Annotated in this window: 15 protein-coding genes; 10 read left to right on the forward strand and 5 right to left on the reverse strand. The window is 41.2% G+C overall.

What is annotated here, in order from left to right:
* Positions 1 to 333 precede the first annotated feature (333 nt).
* The 5 genes from BIY37_RS08015 to BIY37_RS08035 all read right to left on the reverse strand — a co-directional run bounded on the left by BIY37_RS08015 (position 334) and on the right by BIY37_RS08035 (position 6,259).
* Positions 334 to 3,054 carry a peptidase U32 family protein gene (locus BIY37_RS08015; RefSeq protein ID WP_080324951.1) on the reverse strand — a complete coding sequence of 907 codons (2,721 nt, stop codon included), beginning with the start codon at positions 3,052 to 3,054 and terminating at the stop codon, positions 334 to 336.
* Positions 3,055 to 3,393: 339 nt separating this feature from the next.
* Positions 3,394 to 3,957, reverse strand: a complete 564-nt coding sequence (locus BIY37_RS08020; protein ID WP_070067318.1) for a LemA family protein — start codon at positions 3,955 to 3,957, stop codon at positions 3,394 to 3,396.
* A 169-nt stretch (positions 3,958 to 4,126) separates the two neighbouring features.
* Positions 4,127 to 4,798, reverse strand: coding sequence for a TPM domain-containing protein (locus BIY37_RS08025; protein WP_179129339.1), 672 nt, complete (start codon positions 4,796 to 4,798; stop codon positions 4,127 to 4,129).
* A 94-nt stretch (positions 4,799 to 4,892) separates the two neighbouring features.
* A complete protein-coding gene (locus BIY37_RS08030) occupies positions 4,893 to 5,648 on the reverse strand; it encodes a hypothetical protein (RefSeq protein WP_070067320.1) in 756 nt (251 codons plus the stop codon).
* Between the two features lie 344 nt (positions 5,649 to 5,992).
* On the reverse strand, positions 5,993 to 6,259 hold the full coding sequence (locus BIY37_RS08035; protein WP_070067321.1) for a hypothetical protein: 267 nt from the start codon (positions 6,257 to 6,259) through the stop codon (positions 5,993 to 5,995).
* 301 nt (positions 6,260 to 6,560) lie between these two features.
* Here BIY37_RS08035 and BIY37_RS08040 point away from each other — a divergent pair, with 301 nt between their 5' ends.
* From BIY37_RS08040 to BIY37_RS08085, 10 genes are all read left to right on the forward strand, one after another.
* A complete protein-coding gene (locus BIY37_RS08040; RefSeq protein ID WP_070067322.1) occupies positions 6,561 to 7,445 on the forward strand; it encodes a 4Fe-4S binding protein in 885 nt (294 codons plus the stop codon).
* Positions 7,442 to 7,909 (forward strand): siroheme decarboxylase subunit alpha, encoded by a 468-nt coding sequence (gene ahbA, locus BIY37_RS08045; RefSeq protein WP_070067323.1) that lies wholly within the window; start codon positions 7,442 to 7,444, stop codon positions 7,907 to 7,909. The genes BIY37_RS08040 and ahbA overlap by 4 nt, the downstream gene beginning before the upstream one ends.
* A gap of 89 nt (positions 7,910 to 7,998) precedes the next feature.
* Positions 7,999 to 8,469: a siroheme decarboxylase subunit beta gene (ahbB, locus tag BIY37_RS08050; RefSeq protein WP_070067324.1), complete on the forward strand. Its 471-nt coding sequence runs from the start codon at positions 7,999 to 8,001 to the stop codon at positions 8,467 to 8,469.
* 38 nt (positions 8,470 to 8,507) lie between these two features.
* Positions 8,508 to 10,253: an ABC transporter ATP-binding protein gene (locus BIY37_RS08055; protein WP_070067325.1), complete on the forward strand. Its 1,746-nt coding sequence runs from the start codon at positions 8,508 to 8,510 to the stop codon at positions 10,251 to 10,253.
* A gap of 756 nt (positions 10,254 to 11,009) precedes the next feature.
* Positions 11,010 to 14,333, forward strand: coding sequence for a maltose alpha-D-glucosyltransferase (gene treS, locus BIY37_RS08060; RefSeq protein WP_070067326.1), 3,324 nt, complete (start codon positions 11,010 to 11,012; stop codon positions 14,331 to 14,333).
* 26 nt (positions 14,334 to 14,359) lie between these two features.
* Positions 14,360 to 16,273 (forward strand): 1,4-alpha-glucan branching protein GlgB, encoded by a 1,914-nt coding sequence (gene glgB, locus BIY37_RS08065; RefSeq protein ID WP_070067327.1) that lies wholly within the window; start codon positions 14,360 to 14,362, stop codon positions 16,271 to 16,273.
* Positions 16,273 to 18,714, forward strand: coding sequence for a DUF3536 domain-containing protein (locus tag BIY37_RS08070; protein WP_070067328.1), 2,442 nt, complete (start codon positions 16,273 to 16,275; stop codon positions 18,712 to 18,714). The genes glgB and BIY37_RS08070 overlap by 1 nt, the downstream gene beginning before the upstream one ends.
* 28 nt (positions 18,715 to 18,742) lie before the next feature.
* Positions 18,743 to 20,239 (forward strand): 4-alpha-glucanotransferase, encoded by a 1,497-nt coding sequence (gene malQ, locus BIY37_RS08075; protein WP_070067329.1) that lies wholly within the window; start codon positions 18,743 to 18,745, stop codon positions 20,237 to 20,239.
* A 448-nt stretch (positions 20,240 to 20,687) separates the two neighbouring features.
* The gene (locus BIY37_RS08080) at positions 20,688 to 21,149 is read left to right on the forward strand and encodes a CBS domain-containing protein (RefSeq protein WP_070067330.1); all 462 of its coding nucleotides are present in this window, start codon (positions 20,688 to 20,690) and stop codon (positions 21,147 to 21,149) included.
* A 32-nt stretch (positions 21,150 to 21,181) separates the two neighbouring features.
* Positions 21,182 to 22,513 carry an ArsB/NhaD family transporter gene (locus BIY37_RS08085; protein ID WP_070067331.1) on the forward strand — a complete coding sequence of 444 codons (1,332 nt, stop codon included), beginning with the start codon at positions 21,182 to 21,184 and terminating at the stop codon, positions 22,511 to 22,513.
* The last annotated feature ends 192 nt before the right edge of the window (positions 22,514 to 22,705 follow it).

The following is a 22,705-nucleotide window of genomic DNA, read 5'->3' on the forward strand; positions in this document are numbered from 1 at the left end:
ATTCACCGCTCAATTCTTAATGATATATTGTTTTCCACAGGTGTTAAAAAAGAGCCTTACTGCAAAAATATTTTCAGAAAACATCTTCAGCAGTAAGGCTGTCTTTTTATCAGATATAGGGGCGTATGCAATACGCCCATACAAAAACCCTTGTACTTTGCTTCCTCTGATAACTCAGGGTTTTCCTTTATCGTAAGGTTTTTTTAACCATCGGTTATTTAGAAAATGGCACAATAGTATGAAGCTGTCAACAAAAAGCCGTTGTAAGGTGATTTTGCTGTTGTTTAATTCCTGCAATTTTTATTTTTCGTGTTATTTCCATACAATTAAAAATTATCTTAATCCACGATTATAATTTCCTAGGCTTGAATATTTCATTCTCGTCCTGTTTTGAATTCCGGAGAATATGTCCTCTATCATTTCAGGCGTATAATCCCGCCAACACAAATCGATTCTGAAATCCCGCTGTCCGGCCTCCAGAAGTTTTGGGATACCGGGAAAAAGGGAAAGGGGCCTTTCGCTAATAACTAACGTCTTACATCGTTCATTGATAGCAACAAACTGGTCGCCATATTCATTTTTAACGGTGACCTTTTTGAAACCACATTCCTTCATGCCGGGACATCTTCTTTTCATATTCGCCCACACACAGGTCTCGGATGTAAAGAGCGGGGTATCCTGATAAATAATGAGATCGGCATCCGCGGAAAACAGTGTCTGGAGATTTTCTTTATCATCCTCAGGAGACAAGGTATGCCGGCAAAACCCTAATTCTCTGAGTTTTGCGGCAGAAAGCGGATTCAGACAATACAGGGGGTAATCGGCATACCATTGAACGTTCTCCCCCTCAAACAAGCCCATGGCACCCAGATTACAAAGCTGAAACTGCCGGAAACCCTGTGCTATCAGCTTCTGCACGATTATTTTTATATCTTCATACGTATCCAGCCCATCTCTTCTATCTCTCAGAATAACCGGCAATGAAAACACCATCTTATCTTTTATTTGTGACAAGGTATTCATGGCATCTCTTTCTTTCGTGAAAGAGATTTCATCTGACACCGCAAGATAAATTTTATATATTCGTTCCAAAGGTATGTGTTGTATGTAATTCAGTTTGTCAATCTTAACGGACAACCGCATAGCATCTTCTGAAAACGTGTCGACAGAACATTCATTCCCGCCCTGAGCATCCTTGTATTCTTCTTCATACCCCTTCATAGGGGTGCGCATGTGTGAGATTGTTTGGTTGCGGTTATGCTGTGCTAAGGTATCCTGAAAAACGCATTCCCTTATCCACTTCTTTATCTCCCGGGATCTTCGCTCCCTCTCCTCCTGCCATGCGATGGACAGGTTATGGAAATAATCTCTCCGAACATCATTCAATATACTTAACGGGATAAACAACCCTTCAGAAATGTCAGCACGGATACTTGCTAACACAAATGATGTCTCTCCTAAACGGGAAAAACAATCCCGGATATGCCCTTCTTCCGTTATCCGGTTAATTCCACTCTCTAATTTCATGGAGTAATCTTTACTCCATGAAAATTGTCTTATGATGCCTTTTATCATCATTCTATCGTGTCTTATGCTAGCGGTAATATCCACCGGCATCTTTGCCGGCACTAGTTTTTTTGGAATTTTCGGGGTAACGCTTTCGTTGACTTTTTGAGAAGAAACCAGATAGAGTTTTGCGCCCCGTTTGAACTGCTGCTGCGTATTAAGAGCGGCAACATTACCTGCCTTTATGCTATATACCCGTTTCCCGTCCATCGTAATCGTCTTAACATGCAACAAGACAGGTTTTGCTGAATCATGTTCAAATACCTGAAGCAAATCCCTCACTCCTATATCCGCATCGGCCTTTATTACTATCTGCCCTTTCTCTGACTTTACTACTACTCCTGCGTATAACCCCAAATTTGCCGGATATGAAGAATTAATAGCATTTGCGGCCTTGATGTCATTACTCTCCGACAATTGCCCAGTCTTGTTTGTATCCGTCGAGGATTTTGCAACCACTCCTCTTTCTCCTCTCTCGTAAGAAGGGGACGGACAGTTGCTTCCCGCCCGATCATGAGATAGCTTGTGCTTTTCACCTCTTTTCGTTTTATCATTCATCCCGTAAAACAAGTACGCATGCGTGGTTTCCCTGCTGAATACGGTCATTACCCTGCGAATCGCCTCATCTTCTTCGAGCAGTCTACCGTCAATCGCCTGTCGGTAGGCATCGGTTACGACAGCTACATATGCTGGTGATTTCATGCGGCCTTCGATCTTAAAAGAATGAACACCCGCGGCCATAATATCGTTTATCCGTGGAATGGTGAGGAGGTCTTTCATGGAAAAAAGATAACCCCCTTCATCCGTTGAAGTTGTATATCGCATCCTGCAGGGCTGGGCACACCGACCGCGATTTCCACTCCTCCCGCCGGTCATACTGCTTAAAAGACAAAGCCCGGAATAAGAATAACACAAGGCTCCGTGGACAAAAACCTCTATCTCCGTCGTAGCATTTCTGGCAATGTTACCTATTTCATCAATCGACAATTCGCGGGCTAACACAACGCGCCGAAACCCCATTTGTTTCAATTGCTTTACTCCTGCAAGATTATGAATGGTCATTTGTGTGCTGGCGTGAAGATTGATCTGCGGAAATCGGGATCGTAGTAAAAAAAGTAGCCCTAGATCCTGCAGAATCAGGGCGTCTGGCTGCATTTCTTCCAGGGCAAGTAAAAGGTCTGTCACCCTGTCTATCTCGTTTGTCTTAATCAGGGTATTTAAAGCGATGTAAACTTTGACAGCCTTCTTACGGGCATAGGCAATGGCCTTGCTGGCATCGGCAAGGGTAAAGTTTTGCGCGCTTGCACGGGCGCTGAACTCTTGTAAGCCAAAATAGACGGCATCGGCTCCGTTTTCAAGAGCGGCAAAAAAGCACTCCATATTACCGGCGGGGGAAAGCAATTCCGGTTTTTTTTGTTGGGTATTGGGGGGGACATACATACTCAAAGCAGACGTGAAGCATTTGCCGTCAAAGATGTACGACTGCATTCAGATTTAATATCAGCATACGCTTCGCCCTTACGTGTGACCTTAGACAAAGTCGTCGAAGGTTTAATTAAGTCGTGTTACCCTAAGAATATTTCTTTTTTAAGGATGTTTTTACAACCTTATCATTCTCTTTTTCCAAATGAGGTTCAGTCGAGAATGATCTTCCTTACTTACTCAGCGTATCCTTATTTAATGCCTCATACATGGCAATCTGTTCCTCCACGCTTAATTGTCTTGTTTTATGCTTGCTGCACAAACACATAGCGCAGCGTTCATCACTGCAAAACTGGCAACTAAAACAGTCCTCACAGGGATATTTTTTATCCTGACATTTACCCATTAGAATTTTACTTTTGGCACTTCTTTCTCAGCATCGGCTACCTCAAAATATCGCGCCTCAGCAACACCGGTGCGTGCAGCAAAGAAACGGCCATAAAAGCTTTTAATATAGGTATTGAGTTCCCGTACAGCATCGTTATAGCGTTTCCGCTCCACGGAAATACGGTTCTCAGACCCCTCTAAGGTGTCCTGCATCTTGAGAAACGATTCATTTGCCTTTAATTCCGGATACGTCTCTCTGAACATCAAGAGTCGTGACAAAAAGCCCTCTATCTGTGTTGCTGATCTGGCCTTATCTTCTATCGTTCCGGCACTGAAATAACCCTTTCTTGCCTCAGCAAGATTTTCAAAGATCTCTTTTTCGTGAGAAGCATAACCTTTCACTGTTTCCACAAGGTTGGGAATAAGGTCGTAACGTCTCTTGAGTTGTGTGTCTACCTGAGACCACGCATTCTTCACATTTTCGTTGAGCGCAATAACCTTATTATATCCCTTAACATACCAAATACCGAGGATGATGCCCACAAATGCGATAAGAGCGATCACCGGTAATATCTTCTTCATAGTCTACCTTTCTTATTACTTTGTCGGAACGAATTGAAAAGATTATCATAGTCCATGACACATTCATCATCTTTCAACAACGAAACGTTTATCACAATGCTCTATAATATTTTTATTTATTTTAGTCCGGGTCAGTTCCATGAAAATACAAACGTAAAGTGCCTTACTCTTACCACCTTCCTGACGCTCCACCACCACCAAATGAGCCCCCTCCTCCTCCACCAAATCCCCCAAATCCTCCTGAGCCGCCGGAACCAAAATCTCTCGGCCTACCATAAATAATCGGGGGACCGCCCCACCAATAGGAAGAACGCCGTCTTCGATTGAACAGATAGCTTATGAAAACTGGCAATATAACAAGCAGGAATAAGAGCGAATGTAATGGATTCTGTCGCTCTGCCGATTTTTTTCTCACCTTCGAAATATCTGGCATACCGGTAATTTTAATACCGCTTTCTTCCGCAATCTTATGAACCATAATTACCATGCCCTGAAATATGCCTTCGCTGAAATGTCCCTTCTGAAAATTGGGGACAAAGTATGTTCTTCCAATCGTACCACAAAAACTGTCAGGTAAAACTCCTTCAAGCCCATACCCAACCTCAATCCGGTAAGCACGGTCATTCCTGGCGATAACGACAAGAACTCCGTTGTCTTTCCCCTTTTGACCCAGTTTCCACTTCGTGGCAAGTTCTATCGCATAGGTCTCAATAGGAATATCCCCGGTTGTATCGACAGTAAAGACAACCATTTGCACACCAGTCTTCTGTTCCAGTTCCTGGAAGTAACCGTTAAGACCATTCTCAACAGCATCGTCAATAATATTGGCTCTGTCTTCCACAAACCTTTTGGGAACAGGTATCTCCTGTGCCTCCGAAATGAAACAAAGACAGAAAATTACTGTAAAAAGTCCCATGGAATAGGATAAGTTTTTTCTAAACTGGTTTGATCTCAAATTCATCTACCTTTTTAATAACCGTTTCTAAAAGATGATACAGTTTTTCAAATATCTCGCGCAGGACATCAGAGGATGGACGGGTATTGTTTGCTCTTATCTCCATTAATTTTCTATACACACTCATATCGATATTAAAACACTTTTCCAAGGCGAAGATAACATCCCCTTTCCCTTGAGGAATTTTTTGATCATACAAAAAAAGCAGACCGCGAAGCACCGGGAAATATCTGGAATGCAACCCCGCAAACAATTTTGTCAAAACTGTCCTGTTTCCCATTGCCTTGATGTAACTCTGACAAATATGCTGAAGTTTCCCCTTCAATTCCCGTTCGCACTGGAGTCTGACATCGGCTTTATTTACCTGTATATTCTTGAAAACATCGTTTCCGTAAACCAACTGGTGAATTAACTTCATCTCCAGGAATTCCAATGGAAATACATCCAATGATCCTTTAATGTAAGCGTTGGTCATGATCAGGGGGGCACACACCTTTTTTTTCCCATAACGCTTGCCCAAAATTGCGATAAAATCAAATAATGAAACCTTGATTTCCTTCACAATCATTAATGTGTTAATATCCGAATATTTTGGATGGAAGTCTTTTGTTACAGCACTGCCAATAACAGATATTGAAAGAATATCTTCCTTGCAATAGGCAAGGACGTCCTGGAGAAATGGCTTTAGAATCTTTTGCGTCTGGTCTGATAGGTTAGTTACTTGATAATCTTCCATGTGAATATACTCGTGATGCTCACCAGATGCAGTTTTTGAACAGGATGGCTGTTCTGTAATAAATTATGGCAACTCACAGATTGAGAGCCTTTCGAGTGCACTATCACCAATGTTTCAAAGGCAGGCGCATTGTCTTAAAACTAAAATACCTCACACCTTTATCCTCCCGTTTAATAATGGAGATTCCTGAAGTCCTCTTTAACGGCTGAAAAACAGGAGGTGTTATCGTTATGAACGTTTGGATATAGCAGAGCTCCGGACGATTTTACCAAAATTTGTTATATCGAGATTTGCCATCGCAATACATAATTATGGTAATGTGCAGCAAAAAGAACACGATTTGGCTACTTATTATTCCCCTGTTCCTCCAGCTTTTTCCTCAATGCAGCATTTTCCTTTTTGGTTACCTCCAAATCAAAAAGTAAATACGTCACATTTAATCGTAATGAATCCAGGGTATCCTGCAATACTACCAAACCCTTTCGAAGATCTTCGTACTTTTTACCAATCTCACCTGAAAGCATCTCCAGGAGTTCTCTCTTTGCTATAGGGAACTGTTTGATCTCTTCAATTAAATCCAGCAACTTTCTTTGAAATAGTTCTTCACTCATAAAAAAATCTCCAGAATCATAATTGTTTCAATCTCCGCAGGAAACGATCGTCTCTTAAAGGCACATAGCCCACAAACGTTTTGCATGATTATTAACGACCACAAGGAACATGAAAATATAAGTGACACCCCATAAAATGTCAAGATTTAAATACCGTGGGCTTCCATGAAAATAAGATCTCAAAATTTGAAATTGACAATCTTCTTTTTTACACATATAATTTGCAAAAGTTGGCTGTTTTATTTATTAATAACATTTGCCACAATTATGTTGTGGCAATTTTGTTTTAAGGAGATTGCGCTTGGAGTGGGATAAGTCCGCATCATTACTGCTGGAAAAAGTTCCTCCCTTTGTCCAAAAGACGGTCCGTGAAAAGGTAGAAACTCTTGCCCGTGAGCGTGGAAAAACTCATGTAACTGAAGAGGAGGTCATTGCAGCACGCGAATCGTTTATGGGGAAGCAACAAAACGCTACATCACAGACTGCAATTGCACACAAACCTATAGACAACAAGAAACTCTCCATCCTCAAAAAATATTCTAAATATTTTGATAAAGACGGCAATCCCGTACTCTATCAAATAAAAACCTGCAGGGGCGCTGAGGCTCATTGTCCATTTCTTATTATCAATTCCAATACCCTCGCTGATTCTATCAAGAAGCGGATGGAAGATCTGGAATTTACTGAAAAACTCATGGATAAAACGGAAGGACAAATTCTTCCCCATCACACGATGAAACTTGCCGTAGCAGGGTGTCCAAATAGTTGTTCCATGCCGCAAATCAAGGATTTTGGCGTTCATGCCATCGAACCTGTTTGCGTCGACTCCGAATCCAAATGTATTGAGTGTATGAAGTGTGTGGAGACATGCAGGGAGGAAGCCATAACCATAAAGGACGCGCAGGTATCCATTAACATGGAAAAATGCGTGCACTGCGGACTGTGCGCTAAGGTATGTCCAAGTGGATCGATACGTGCTGAAGAAAAAAAATATCGGGTAATGATCGGCGGAAAAGTTGGACGCCATCCCAAATTTGCCATAGAGATATTGCCTCAGTCGGATGAATCCACGACACTGAAGGCATTAGAGGTCTGCGTGGATATGATACTTTCGGGTAAAACCGGACAACGTTTTCGTACCCTGATAGAGCAACAGGGGGTTGAGGAAATTAAGAAAAGAATATGATACTCACAGAGACTGACAGAAAAATATTGCACCGATTGCAATCCAATATACCTCTTCTGTCGAGACCATTTCTTGAACTTGGCAAAGAGCTTGATATCGATGAAGATACTATCATCGAACGCATCAAGTTTATGGTTGAAAAGGGGTATATAAGGAGGCTTGCACCCATTATTAATACCCAGGCCATGGGCAGAGAGGCAACTCTGGCTGCGGTAAAGGTTCCGGAAGAACGCATCGATGAGGTGAGCGCTATTATCAATGAATACAGTGGCGTTTCCCACAATTACCTGCGAAAAGGGAAAAACAAACATATCCCTTACAATGTGTGGTTTACCATGTCGGCAAAAGACGATGAAGAACTCCACAGCAGATTAAAAGAGATTGAGACCCGAACTGGCTTAACGGTCCGAACGTTACCCACGGCTAAAAAATTTAAGATTGGCGTTCGTTTTAAAATTTACTAGAAATCACAATACCAAAAGATGATGCGGACAAACCCCGCTATTGTACGTCGTAAGCCGGTGTTTGTTTGTCTGCATTTAACGAGATCATTATGACAAATAAAAAAGAAGACACTGATGTTAAACTCATTAAACACATTCAGGAAGGACTGCCGCTTACGAAGACCCCATATAAAGATATTGGGCAGGCACTTGGAATGCCTGAAGAAGAGGTTATTCAAAGACTCAAAAAACTTCTTGAAGCCGGGAAAATCAGGCGTCTAGCCGCCTCTATTGCCCATCGCAAGATCGGTATTAATGCCAATGCCATGTGTGTATGGAAGGTACCGAAAGAACGGGTTGATGAAGTAGGCAAGATCATGTCAGGTTTTGAAGAAGTAACTCATTGTTACGAACGCCCCATCTATCCCGACTGGGAATACAACGTCTTTACCATGATTCATGGTTACACCGATGACGAGTGTGAGGCGGTAATTCAAGCCATTAAAGAAAAGACAGGGTTAAATGACTACGTCATTCTTTATAGCGAAAAGGAATTTAAAAAGGTCGGTGTAAGAATATAACAACATCGGTAATGAAGCGATTATTCAAGCAGCTAAGGATGCTTTGGGAAAAAAGCATCATTTACCGTGTTTTTGTAAAGAAGTATAAACGCTACTTTATTTTCGGTACAATATCTCTGATCGTCGTAGATATTGTCAATATCTTTCCACCCCTCATCATCAAGAAGACCATTGACATCCTTCCAAAAGAGACACATCTTACCAGAATTGTAACCTTTGCCGGACTCTTTATTCTGGTGAGTTTTTGCCAGGGGGTATGCCGGTACCTTTGGCGGATGAACTTTATTGGAACGTCATTCCGGTGCGATTACGACCTCCGCATGGCCTTCTTTAAGCATATTGAAACACTTTCTCAGAGATTTTACCAAAAATACAGGACGGGCGACCTCATGTCAAGGGCTACTAATGATATTGGCGCTGTTCGCATGGCCGTGGGACCAGGATTACTGATCGGACTTGATGCAATATTTTATTTTTTTGTGATACCTCCGATTATTATCTATTTATCTCCGAAGTTGTCTTTCTATACCTTCCTGCTGATGCCGCTTACACCCATCATTGCTTACAAAATCAAGAACATCATCGACCGTCGATTCCGTGACGTACAGGAACACTTTTCAAGGCTCAGCGAAAAGGTACAGGAAAATATATCGAGCATTCGTGTGGTAAAGTCGTTCAATATGTCCCAACAGGAAGAAAGGAGATTTTTGTGGCTAAGCAGAGATTTTGTAAAAAAGAACCTTAAGCTTGCCATTCCTCAATCCCTCTTGGGACCTACGTTCGAGTATATTACCTATATGGGTATTATTATCTTGCTCTTCATTGGTGGAAAAATGGTCATCGGGGGGGTGATTACCCTTGGCACCCTTGTAGCATTCCAACGATATATCTCAATGATGGTCTGGCCTATGACTGCCATTGGGTGGTGTTTGTCTCTTTTGCAGCGCGGAAAAGCCTCTATGAAGCGTATTGACGAGATAATGGAAGAAACACCTGTAATCGTTACGAACGATAAAGGCAAAGAGCAATTTATCTTTACCGGCAATATCGAATTCCGAGATGTAAACTTCCGTTACGACCCCGAAAAAGAATGGGTATTAAAGGGTATTAACCTTAAAATCTCTTCGGGACAGCGTATCGCCATTGTGGGTCCTATAGGAAGTGGGAAATCAACCTTAGTAAATATGCTTCCCCGCATCATTCCGACAAACAAACAGAGTATCTTTCTCGACGGCGTTGATATTAATACGATAAATATTAAGGTATTACGGGAGCGTGTTGGTTTTGTGCCGCAGGACACCTTTTTGTTTTCTGAAAAGATTGCAGACAATATATTATTCGGAGCAAAAACAGAAGGTAGCGATAACACCTCTCTGCGATTTGCACGCATTGTGGGAATTGAAGAAGAGATTCAGGAGCTTCCTCATAAATTTGAAAGTTATCTGGGTGAGCGGGGAATTAATTTATCAGGAGGACAAAAGCAAAGGATTTCTATAGCGCGTGCACTGGCTATTAACCCCTCGATTATCATTCTGGATGATTGTCTTTCCGCCGTAGATGCAAGGGTAGAGGATGCTATTATGAAAAATATCCTCATAAACTTTCCTGGCAAAACCTTAATCGTCGTTACCCATAGATTACCAGCAATCAGGGGTTTTGACATAATTGTAGTCATGAAAGACGGAATGATCGTTGAAAAGGGCACACACAAACAGCTCATCGTCGCCAATGGACTGTACACTTCCTTATATACGAAAGAGGTGCTGGAAGAAAGATTTCGTTAATCCGGTATGCGCAATTCGCACAAAAAAAGCTATACCCGTTTTTTTATACTTCAAACAATCTTGATGTTTACCGTACCGCACACTGACGAGGATCTTTCTTTACCCCGATTTCAAATTTACGCGGGATTGGGTCGGTTATTACCGTTACCGTTGTGATTTTCCTGGTTCGCTTTCTGACAGACATCTTATCAAAAGAATTGCTCTCTAAACACACAACAGAGAATGCAAGAAATTTTTAAAAGAGAAATAAATTCTTCTTTGTCTCTCTTTCAACTTAAGGATATAATACTTTCCTTACTTTGCCAGGATCTTATAATTATCCTTTTTCAAGTTACGCCTTCGATTACAGGGCGGCATGGACAGGTTTGTTCATCCATGTTGTTTGAATATACACACGGATTTGGAATATATCACACAGACAAACAAAGTTTGTCTGTGCCACTCTGTAACCCACTTAAATAAAATGAAAATTGCTGTACAATTAAAATACTACTGTGCCATAATATAATGTAACATACAAGTGTCATTGCGAGGACGACAGACCAAAACAATCTCCAGTGCAGGGATTCCTTCGCGGAGTTTACACGGAACCATGCGAATATACTCATAATGACAAATTTCTTTTTGCGTTTACTATATTTGAGCGGAGCTATCGATACATATCGTGCAGCGTATACAGTATAATCTGTATTGTGTTTTCCTGATATAGTCGCACCACACGGCTTTGGGGAGTAGTATAGATAAGGAGAATTATGAATGTCTGCTGATGGAGTTTACCTCGCAGATGATCCGCTCTGGTATAAAGACGTCATCATATATGAACTTCATGTACGGGCATTCTTCGATAGCAATGCTGATGGGGTTGGCGATTTTGAAGGGCTTATAGAAAAACTGGATTATCTGGAGAATCTTGGCGTAACCGCAATATGGCTTCTCCCTTTTTACCCATCTCCTCTTAAAGATGATGGATACGATATTGCAAATTATTTTGGCGTCCACCCTGATTATGGTTTATTGCGTGACTTCAAGGAGCTTATCAGGAAAGCTCACAAAAAGGGCATACGGGTTATTACCGAACTTGTTTTGAATCATACATCAGAACGGCATCCCTGGTTTCAAATGGCAAGGAGGGCAAAACCAGGTTCGGCATTACGGAATTTTTATGTGTGGAGTGACACCTCTGAAAGATATAAAGAGGCAAGGATCATTTTTAAGGACTTCGAATTATCCAACTGGACGTGGGATCCCATGGCAAAAGCCTATTACTGGCACCGTTTTTTTGCTCACCAGCCTGACTTGAATTATGATAATCCACTGGTGCAAAAGAAAATCCTGAGAGTTATTAATTATTGGCTGGATATTGGTGTTGATGGGTTTCGTCTGGATGCCGTTCCTTACCTCTTTGAAAGAGAGGGCACGGCTTGTGAAGGCTTACCGGAAACCCATGCATTCTTAAAGAAACTCAGGGCATACATTGACAGTAAGTTTAAGAACAAAATGCTACTTGCAGAGGCAAATCAATGGCCAGAGGATGCGGTAACCTACTTTGGGAGTGGGGACGAATGTCATATGGCATTCCATTTTCCACTGATGCCCAGGTTGTTTATGGCAATTTGGACCGAGGACAGATTTCCCATCATTGATATCCTTGAACAAACCCCCTCTATCCCTGATGCGTGCCAGTGGGCATTTTTCTTGAGAAACCATGATGAGCTTACCCTTGAGACAGTAAGTGATGAAGAAAAAGATTATCTGTGCCGGGTCTACGCGAGAGACCCGGTGGCAAGGATAAATCTCGGCATACGGAGACGGCTTGCTCCTCTCCTTGGAAATAACCGGAGAAAGATTGAAATCATGAATATTCTGCTTTTTTCTCTCCCCGGCACCCCCATCGTTTATTACGGAGATGAAATTGGCATGGGAGACAATTACCACCTTGGCGACAGGAACGGCGTAAGAACACCCATGCAATGGAACGTAGACAGAAACGGGGGGTTTTCCCGTGCAAATCCCCAAAAACTCTATCTCCCCATTATTATAGACCCAGAATATCATTACGAGGCCGTTAATGTAGAAAATCAGGAAAAGAATCAGGCATCGCTGCTCTGGTGGATGCGAAGGGTCATTGCCATGAGGAAGCGCTTTAAAGCGTTTGGGAGGGGAACTATTGAATTTTTATTTCCTGACAACCCAAAAATACTCGCATTTATTCGTCAGTATCACGACGAGGTTATTCTTACGGTAATTAATCTTTCGCGTTTTTCACAAGTAGTTGAACTCGATCTTTCAAAATTCTCCGGATATCAGCCCGAAGATATTTTTAGCGGAAATAAATTTCCCTGCATAAAAAGTGCTCCTTATCTCCTTACTCTCGGCCATTATGACTATTTCTGGTTTGTCCTAAAGAAAGAAGATGAATCCGTATCGTTTCGTAAAACACGACAAATCCCCCATATCGGCAGTAGCTGGGAAACTATTTTTAAGGGAAAAACAAAGGAAGTAATGGAAAGGGAAATTTTGCTTCCTTACTTAAAAATGTCCGGATGCTTTGGTGGTAAAATGAAGGGACTGCGGGAGGTCAAAATTTTCGAGAATATTAATATTAAGGAAAAAGCATGCGATGTACAACTTCTTTTCCTGGAAATAAAATATATAACAGGTTTATCCGATACCTACTTTCTTCCCCTTTCTTTCTCATCCGGTAACGCTGCTGATGGCATTGTCTCAGAAAACCCACATGCGGTCATTGCGCAGTTCGGATCTAAAAATACCGAAGGAATTGTCTATGATAGTATCTACGATGAAGAATTCAGGAAACATCTTCTATGGATGTTTGCCGGAAGACATACCCAACATGGTCTTCACGGGGAGCTTCTTATCTTTGCAGTAAAGGCGATAAAAAAACGTAAACGGGAGGAACTCTTTTCGTTACAATCCCATGTCAGTAAGGAATCGCAGAATAACTCGTCCATCTTTTACGGCAAAGAATTTATTTGTAAACTTTACCGGCGCCTTGACGAAGGGGTAAACCCAGAGTTAGAGATTTGCAAGTTCCTCACCGGGAAGACCTTTTTTCAACACGTTCCCGCATTTCTGGGAGCACTAGAATACAGGAGACGCGGATGTGAATCCGTAACTCTAGGCATGCTCCAGACTTTTATTCCGAACGAAGGAGATGCGTGGACATATACCCTTGATTGGGCAGGAAGATACTTAGACACAATCCTTGCGAGAAAAAATGAGATTCAGGGAATATCTCCTATTCCACATTCTTTTTTTGATACAACACTTAACGGGATACCGATACTTTTTCAGGAATTAATAGGTGGTGTTTATCCTGAGATGATAACCCTTCTTGGGAAAAGAACGGCAGAACTTCATTTAGCGCTTGCATCTGAAACAGAAGATATCCATTTCGTGCCGGAATCCTTTACCGCATCCTATCAACGATCACTGTATCAATCCATGCATGCTCTTACAAAAAGGGTTTTTGTGCTCCTCAGAAAAAACATGAATACTGTTCCTGACGGCCAAAAAGGATTAGCAAACGAGATCCTGAACCTTGAAAAGGAGATCCTCGGACGTTTCAGAGCAATTTTCATGAAGAAGATATCAGCAGTGAAAATAAGAATCCATGGAGACTACCACCTTGGGCAGGTTCTCTTTACGGGAAATGATTTTGTTATTATTAACCTTGAGGGAGAACTGGTAAAAAATATAAGTGAAAGAAGATTAAAGATGTCTCCTTTAAAAGATGTGGCGAGTATGATACGATCATTTCATTACGCTACCCATGCTGCCCTTTCAAAGTATGTACATACAAGACCGGAAGACATTCCATTCTTGGAACCCTGGATAAATTTATGGTGTCGATACATTAGTGGCGTTTTCTTACGGTCATATCTGGATACGGCAGGAAATGCACCTTTTATCCCAAAGGGCAGAGAGGAGCTTGATATTATGCTACGGGTATATCTTTTGAAAAAAGCCATTTATGAAGTTGGACACGAATTAAACAATCGTCCGGAATACCTTGTTATTCCATTCAAGGGGATAAAACAACTGCTCGAGATAATATAATCATTTCATATGAAACGGATAATTTTATGAGTAAGACGAGCCTTTTCACCGATCATGATGTCTATCTCTTCAAGGAAGGAAGCCATTTTCAGCTTTATGACAAACTTGGCTCTCATCTGATGGCAGTACATGAAAACAAAGGAGTATATTTTGCCGTATGGGCACCAAATGCTGCAAGGGTGTCGGTCATAGGTGATTTTAATCAATGGGATAGAGAATCCCATCCGTTAACAATGCGAAAAGACGATTCTGGCATATGGGAAGGATTTATTGAGGGCGTTGGAAACGGAACGGTTTATAAATATCATATCATTTCCCGATACAAAAACTATAGCGTAGACAAAGGTGACCCATTCGCCATGCGCTGGGAGACTCCCCCCAAAACTGCATCTTTGGTCTGGGATCTGAATTATAAATGGCAGGACGATGCATGGATGAATACCCGTCACAAAGTTAACTCGTTGAAAGAGCCATTTGCTATTTACGAAATTCATCTTGGTTCGTGGAGACGTGTTCCTGAAGAGGGTAACAGATACCTTACCTATAAAGAAATAGCGCACTATCTTGCAGATTACGTAAAAGAGATGGGCTTTACTCATGTTGAACTATTACCTATTACAGAGCATCCCTTTTATGGCTCGTGGGGATACCAGACTGTTGGGTACTTTGCGCCTACCAGCAGATACGGAACTCCTCAGGATTTTATGTATCTCGTTGATTATCTGCACCAACAGGGAATCGGAGTAATTCTTGACTGGGTTCCTTCCCACTTTCCTACTGATGAGCATGGACTTGTCTATTTTGACGGGACGCATCTCTATGAACACGCGGATCCAAAGAAGGGTTTTCATCCGGACTGGAAGAGTTACATTTTTAATTATGGCAGAAATGAAGTGAGGAATTTCCTTATCAGCAGCGCCTTCTTTTGGCTTGACAAATACCATATAGACGGTCTCAGAGTCGATGCCGTAGCATCTATGCTCTATCTTGATTATTCAAGAAAAGACGGGGAATGGACGCCAAACAAATACGGGGGTAGAGAAAATTTGGAGGCAATCGCTTTCATCAAAAGATTTAACGAAGCTGTTTATAAGTCTTACCCAAGTGTTCAAACGATAGCCGAAGAGTCCACTGCGTGGCCTATGGTGTCTAAGCCAATATATGTTGGCGGTCTCGGGTTTGGTATGAAATGGAATATGGGATGGATGAACGATACTCTGGCATATCTTTCAAAAGACCCGGTTTATCGAAAGTTTCATATTAACCAACTTACCTTTAGTATTATGTATGCATTTTTTGAAAACTTTATCCTACCATTTTCTCACGATGAAGTTGTTCATGGAAAAGGCTCTTTACTTGGAAAGATGCCGGGTGATGAGTGGCAGCGATACGCTAATCTCAGACTTCTCTTTGGATATATGTATGGACACCCCGGGAAAAAACTTCTTTTCATGGGAGATGAGTTCGCACAAGTCAAAGAATGGCACCATGAGGAGAGTCTGGAATGGCATGTACTACAATATCCTTTTCATCAGGGAATGCAACGGTGGGTCAGGGATTTAAATCATCTTTACAGAAACGAGCCAGCACTGCATGAACAGGATTTTCACATTGATAGTTTTGAGTGGATAGACTTTCATGACTGGGAATCTAGCATTGTCAGTTTCATAAGGAAGGGAAAATTAACCGACGATATCATCCTCGTAGTATGCAATTTTACTCCTATACCACGGAATAATTACAGCATCGGCGTCCCCCGCGGCAGCTTCTGGAAAGAATTATTGAACAGTGATGCAAATATTTATGAGGGTAGCGGACTGGGAAATTCCGGCGGTGTGGAAGCTGCGCCGGTACCTAAGCACGGAAGAGCTTATTCTCTTTCTATAACCTTACCGCCCTTAGGAGTGCTTATCTTTAAACATGAAGGCGGAATCCGATAATGGATAGATATATCTGCATTCATGGACATTTCTATCAACCGCCAAGGGAAAACCCATGGCTGGAAGCCATTGAACTGCAGGATTCTGCCTCTCCATATCATGACTGGAACGAAAGAATCACCGCTGAATGTTACTCCTGCAATTCTGCATCCCGAATCCTGGATACAGAAGGCCGTATTCTGGATATCGTCAGTAATTATGCGGGGATGAGCTTTAATTTTGGCCCTACCCTTCTTTCATGGATGGAGAAATATGCTCCTGATGTATATCGGGCTATACTTGATGCAGATAAAAAAAGTATGGAATGGCGATCCGGTCATGGAAATGCCATTGCGCAGGTTTATAACCACATGATCATGCCCCTTGCTAATACCCGTGATAAACGTACTCAGATTGTATGGGGAATAAAGGATTTTGAGTATCGTTTTCAACGTTTTCCCGAAGGCATGTGGCTCTCAGAAACGGCAGTTGACCGTGAGACCCTGGAAATTATGGCAGCACATGGTATACAATTTACCCTGCTCTCACCACACCAGGCATTTAGGGTAAGAAAGATAGGAGCGGAAAAGTGGAAAGATGTGAGTGGAGGACGAATCGATCCCACGAGAGGCTATGTATACAAACTACCGTCAGGCAGGATAATCAATATCTTTTTTTACGATGGTCCCATATCCCGGGCAGTAGCATTCGAGAAATTATTAAATCGGGGAGAGGATTTTGCCAATCGACTGCTAAGCGGTTTCTCTGATGCACGGAAACAACCTCAAATTCTTCATATTGCTACCGATGGAGAATCGTATGGACATCATCACCGGCATGGTGATATGTCTCTTGCCTTTGCTCTTAATTATATAGAATCCCATAGGCTGGCACAGCTAACAAATTACGGCGAGTATCTCGAAAAACATCCTCCAACACATGAGGTTGAAATATTTGATAACACATCCTGGAGTTGTATGCACGGCATAGAACGATGGAAGAGCAACTGTGGGTGTAATTTTAACGTACATCCCGGATGGAATCAGGAATGGCGGACTCCTCTCCGGAATGCTTTTGACTGGTTGAGAGACCAGATCGTGATTAAATACGAACGAAAGGCAAAAGAATATCTGAAAGATCCCTGGGAAGCACGGGATGAATATATAACCCTTCTTCTGAAGCGTTCAGAAGAGAATATAAACAATTTTTTTGAGAGATACGCGATAAAAACCCTCAACACCGATGAAATAGTTTCCGCACTGGCATTACTCGAAATTCAAAGAAACGCCTTACTGATGTATACAAGCTGCGGATGGTTTTTTGACGAGCTTTCAGGTATTGAAACCATACAGATCATTCAATACGCTGGAAGGGCAATTCAACTGTCAAAAAAAGTATTTGGTGACAGCTTGGAAAACGCATTCTTAGACAAACTTTCTCAGGCAAAAAGTAATATACCGGAACATAAAGACGGGGCACATCTTTATATGAAATTCGTTAAGCCGGCTATAATCAATACCAAAAAAGTTGGAGTACACTATGCTGTAAGTTCCATCTTTGAGGATTACCCTGAAAGCACCGGAATTTATAGCTATTCGGTTACCAGAGAAGACTGTCATCAAGCAGAGACCGGCAAAATGAAAATCTCCGTGGGACGAATTTCCATCAGGTCTGAAATAATTAAAGAAACAGAACGTTTAAGCTTCTGTGTATTATACCTTGGTAATCATGATTTCAACGGTGGCGTGCGCACTTTTTTTGGAAACGATGAGTATGAATCGATGAAAGACGAAATTCTGACGACATTTGAAAAAGGCGCATTTTCAGATATTGTAAGGTTGATGGAAAAACATTTCGGTATGCATAACTATTCACTAAAACATCTTTTCAAAGACGAACAACGAAAAATTGTGAATCAGGTCATTAACGCAACGATTGAGGAATTCGAGGAAACCTGTTGCGGATTATATGAGAACAATCGCAGTTTAATGGGCTTTTTACAGCAGACGGGTATGTCAATACCAAGAACACTTTATACCGCTGCGGAGTTCACTCTTAACCGTAATTTAAAAAAGGCACTTGAAAATGACAAGAATATAGGCAGGATACAAAATATTCTTTATGATGTAAAAAGATGGAATATCTCTGTGAATACGATGGATCTTGAATTCCTGGTTCGCCGCAAGATCGAAAAAGCAATAAATGAAATGCACAAGAATCCTTCAGACTTTAATATGCTTCAGACAATAGAGAAAGATCTGAATATCTTTTTACTGTTGCCTTTTAAAATTAATCTTTGGCAGGTACAAAATGTTTATTATGATATGGCAAAAATAATATATAAAGAATTTCTGTTAAAGGCGAAATCGGGTAACGCTGATGCCATTCGTTGGGTAGAAATGTTCAGACAGATTGGACACAAGCTATCTTTCAATCTGACGATAGTGCTGTCTGAAACTTAAGATTACCATTTTCATGCATGAGGACTGAATGAACAGAAGAAGCGGTATATTACTTCATGTCACTTCCCTTCCGGCTTCTCATGGGATAGGCGACTTTGGTGAAACGGCTTACCAATTTGTCGATTTTCTTACTGAAACCAGACAGTCTTTGTGGCAAATTCTCCCCTTAAATCCCACCTCCACCGTATACGGGAATAGCCCTTATAGCAGCAATTCAGCGTTCGCGGGGAACAAGAATATGATAAGCCTTGATCTCCTTATACGAGACGGTATCCTCTTAAAGTCCGATATGAAGAGCCACTCAGTCTTTCCTAACGATATAATTGAGTATGACCGTGTTTCTGCCTTTAAGCAGGATATGCTTTGTTCAGGATATAAAAATATCCGTCACACGCTGGAAAAAAATGTGGAATTTAAAACATTTTGCAACGAAAATGCACATTGGCTTGATGATTATACCCTGTATGTTACACTGAAGGATAGCTTTCATGGAGCTGCCTGGTATGATTGGCCTGAAGACTTGCGACACAGAAAAGAAGCAGCCATGAGTGAATGGAGAAATACCTTAAATGACAAGATACTGATGGAGAAATTCTTTCAATTTCTTTTTTTCAAGCAGTGGTTTTCTCTGAAAAAATATTGTAATTCAAAAAATATTCATATAATCGGCGATCTTCCTATCTATGTAACAGATGACAGCGTTGACGTCTGGGCAGAACCTGAAATATTTAAGCTGGATAATTCAAAAAAACCAACCTTTGTAGCAGGAGTTCCACCCGATTATTTCAGCACAACCGGGCAGCGGTGGGGAAACCCAGTTTATAACTGGGACATCCTTAAAGGCAGCGGATACTCATGGTGGCTAAAACGCATAGAACATAATCTTAAATTGTATGATATTGTCAGACTCGATCACTTCAGAGGTTTTGTTTCATACTGGGAAATTCCGGTCAATGAAATGACGGCAATCCATGGGAAATGGGTGGATGCGCCGGTAAAAGATTTCTTTAACATCCTGTACCGGCATTTTCCAAGCCTTCCCATTATTGCCGAAGATCTGGGAACGATAACTCCGGACGTAAGAGAAATTATGCATATGTTTGGAATTCCCGGTATGAAAGTACTTCTCTTTGCATTTGGGGATGATTTGCCCAAAAATCCCTACATACCACATAACTATACACACCAGTGCATTGTCTATACGGGGACGCATGATAACAACACGGTGAAAGGCTGGTTTAAAAAGGAGGCGAACACGGAGGACAAAAAAAGAATTCACAGATACTTAGGTAAGGAAATTACGGAAGACACTATTCATCAGGAAATGATTCGTCTTGCGATGATGTCCGTTGCAAATACGGTGATAATACCCATGCAGGATGTGCTTGGTCTGGGCGAAGAATCGAGGATGAATCTGCCGTCGTCTTCCAAAAATAATTGGAAATGGAGGCTCTTGCCGGATCAAATTACCTCCGCTCTCAGACAAGAATTAACGGAAACAACGATTATCTTCGGCAGAGGATAATGAAAAATGAGATGCTCGCTGGGGCAATACACAGTGGACAATTCCGCTGTATCTTGACCAAGACCAGAATGGAATGTCAAACAAGAATCACGATGATTATTCCGGCGTTGTGTCAGGTGCAAAAATTACCATAAACGATAACCACAATGGGAGAAGAACTCCTACGAAACCAAAACAGAATAATATCATAACGCAGCATATCCGCAACCAAATCTTCCTGTCGTTCGACTGATCCTTCGGCAGGCTCAGCATATTGCGCCGCGCATGGTGAGCTTGTCGAACCATCACGACAAAGTCAAGGGGGGGCGAAAGGGGGCAAAAATACATGCGAAAAAAGAAAGATTTTACGCGAGAATACTATAAATGCGCTTATATAGGAGTTTTTTTTGTCTCAGAAAATTGGGTAACAGGTGGGATAAAATAAATTCTAACTGAAGGAATAAAATTTATGAAAGTAAAAGAAATTTTGGACCCGTCACCAAATCTTATCCGTACTTCGGATACCTTTGAACATCTTATAAAAATACTCGATGCCGTTAAATATCACGTAATCTTTGTCGTCGACAAAGAGGACAAGCTGGTAGGAATCGTAACTGAAGGTGACATCATAAAAGTTCTCATCCCTAAGTACATAAACATGGACGAATCGCTTATCTCGGTAATGGATGTGAATTATTTTGAGAGGAAATGTATAGAAAATAGAAATTTGACTATCGACAAAATAATGTCCACAACAACTATTGCCGTAAATGAAGAAGATACCATAATTAAAGCTGCTGCACTCATGGTTGTAAATAAGATACACACTCTTCCTGTAGTAAGAAAAGGGAAGGTTGTTGGAATTGTGCCACGATTAACGCTGTTAAAGCACATCACAAAAGTCCTTTCCAAATATGAACAGGAAAGATAATTCAAATATTTTGTAAAAAGGAAGATAAGCTCATGAACTTCTGGATCGCCACCGCCATCTTTATTATATCCTATGGTTTAATTGTCTCTGAAAAAATAGACAAAACAAAGGTTGCATTAATTGGTGCGGGCTTAATGATGATACTCAAAATAGTAAGCCAATACGAGGCGTTCTATAATGTCGAGTATGCCATAGATTATAATGTGATCTTTTTACTAATCGGTATGATGATCATCGTTAACCTCCTCAGCAAAACAGGTGTATTTCAGTTCCTGGCTATAAAATCGGTAAAACTGGCGAAGGGAAACCCCCTCCAAATTCTTATCCTCTTCGTCTGTATTACGGCAATTTTTTCTGCCTTTCTTGACAATGTAACCACGGTTTTGCTTCTCGTGCCAGTTACACTCTTTGTTGCTGATGAACTGGAGCTTGATCCGTTTCCGTTCCTGATATCAGAAGTCATGGCTTCCAACATTGGTGGTACAGCGACACTTATAGGTGATCCACCCAATATTATGATCGCCAGCAAGGTACAACTCACATTTCTGAATTTTATCTGTCATATGGCCCCAGCGATCTTCTTTGTTTTTTCGTTCTTCATCCTAACCATAAAACTTCTCTTTGGCAGAAAGCTTCACGTCAAAGAAGAGATACGACAAAAGATACTTTCTATAGACGAATATAATCTCATTAAAAACCCTACTCTGTTAATAAAGTCACTTGGTGTATTAGGAATAGTCATTTTAGGATTTATTCTGCATGGAACACTTCACTACGAACCCGCAACAATCGCTATTTTAGGGGCTGCCATTCTTCTTGTTATCTCAAAGGAAGACCCACATCATGTCTTAAAAGAATTAGAATGGCCAACCCTTTTCTTTTTTATTGGACTATTTATTATCGTGGGTGGAGTCGTTAAGGTAGGTTTGATTTCAAAACTCTCTGAAGGTATGATTTCGCTGACAAAACCGAGTGCAGAAAACATGTTTGTTACAGCGATTGCAACCTTATGGTTTTCAGCCATCAGTTCAGCAATTATTGACAACATCCCCTTTGTGGCGAGCATGATTCCCTTGATCACAAATACAGCCCATGCGGTATTACCAACAACTGCAGATGTCAAACCGGTTATTCAACATTCAACCCTTATGCCAGTATGGTGGTCTTTAGCTCTGGGGTCTTGTCTTGGCGGAAATGGTTCACCGGTTGGTGCATCTGCCAATGTTATCACCATAAGCCTTGCGGAAAAGGCGGGATATCCAATGTCGTTTAAAAAATTTATTATCTATGCAATACCCATTACCATTGAAACAATTATCATATCTACGATTTATATCTGGCTAAGATATTATGTTATCTGTTGAAACGACAATAAATCTGTATTATAATTTTCTCGACAAAATTTAAGAAATGGTTTAATCTATGCCGAGATACGGATTGTTTTCCCTCGATCGTGTTTCTGCGAAGGATTTTCCGGACGATTGCAAATATTCATGTTTCTAATGGAATCAATGTACCGATGACAGAAAAGAACCTCCCTGTAGACAGACATATTA

This window comes from Candidatus Brocadia sapporoensis (assembly GCF_001753675.2).
Taxonomy (GTDB): Bacteria; Planctomycetota; Brocadiia; order Brocadiales; family Brocadiaceae; genus Brocadia; species Brocadia sapporoensis.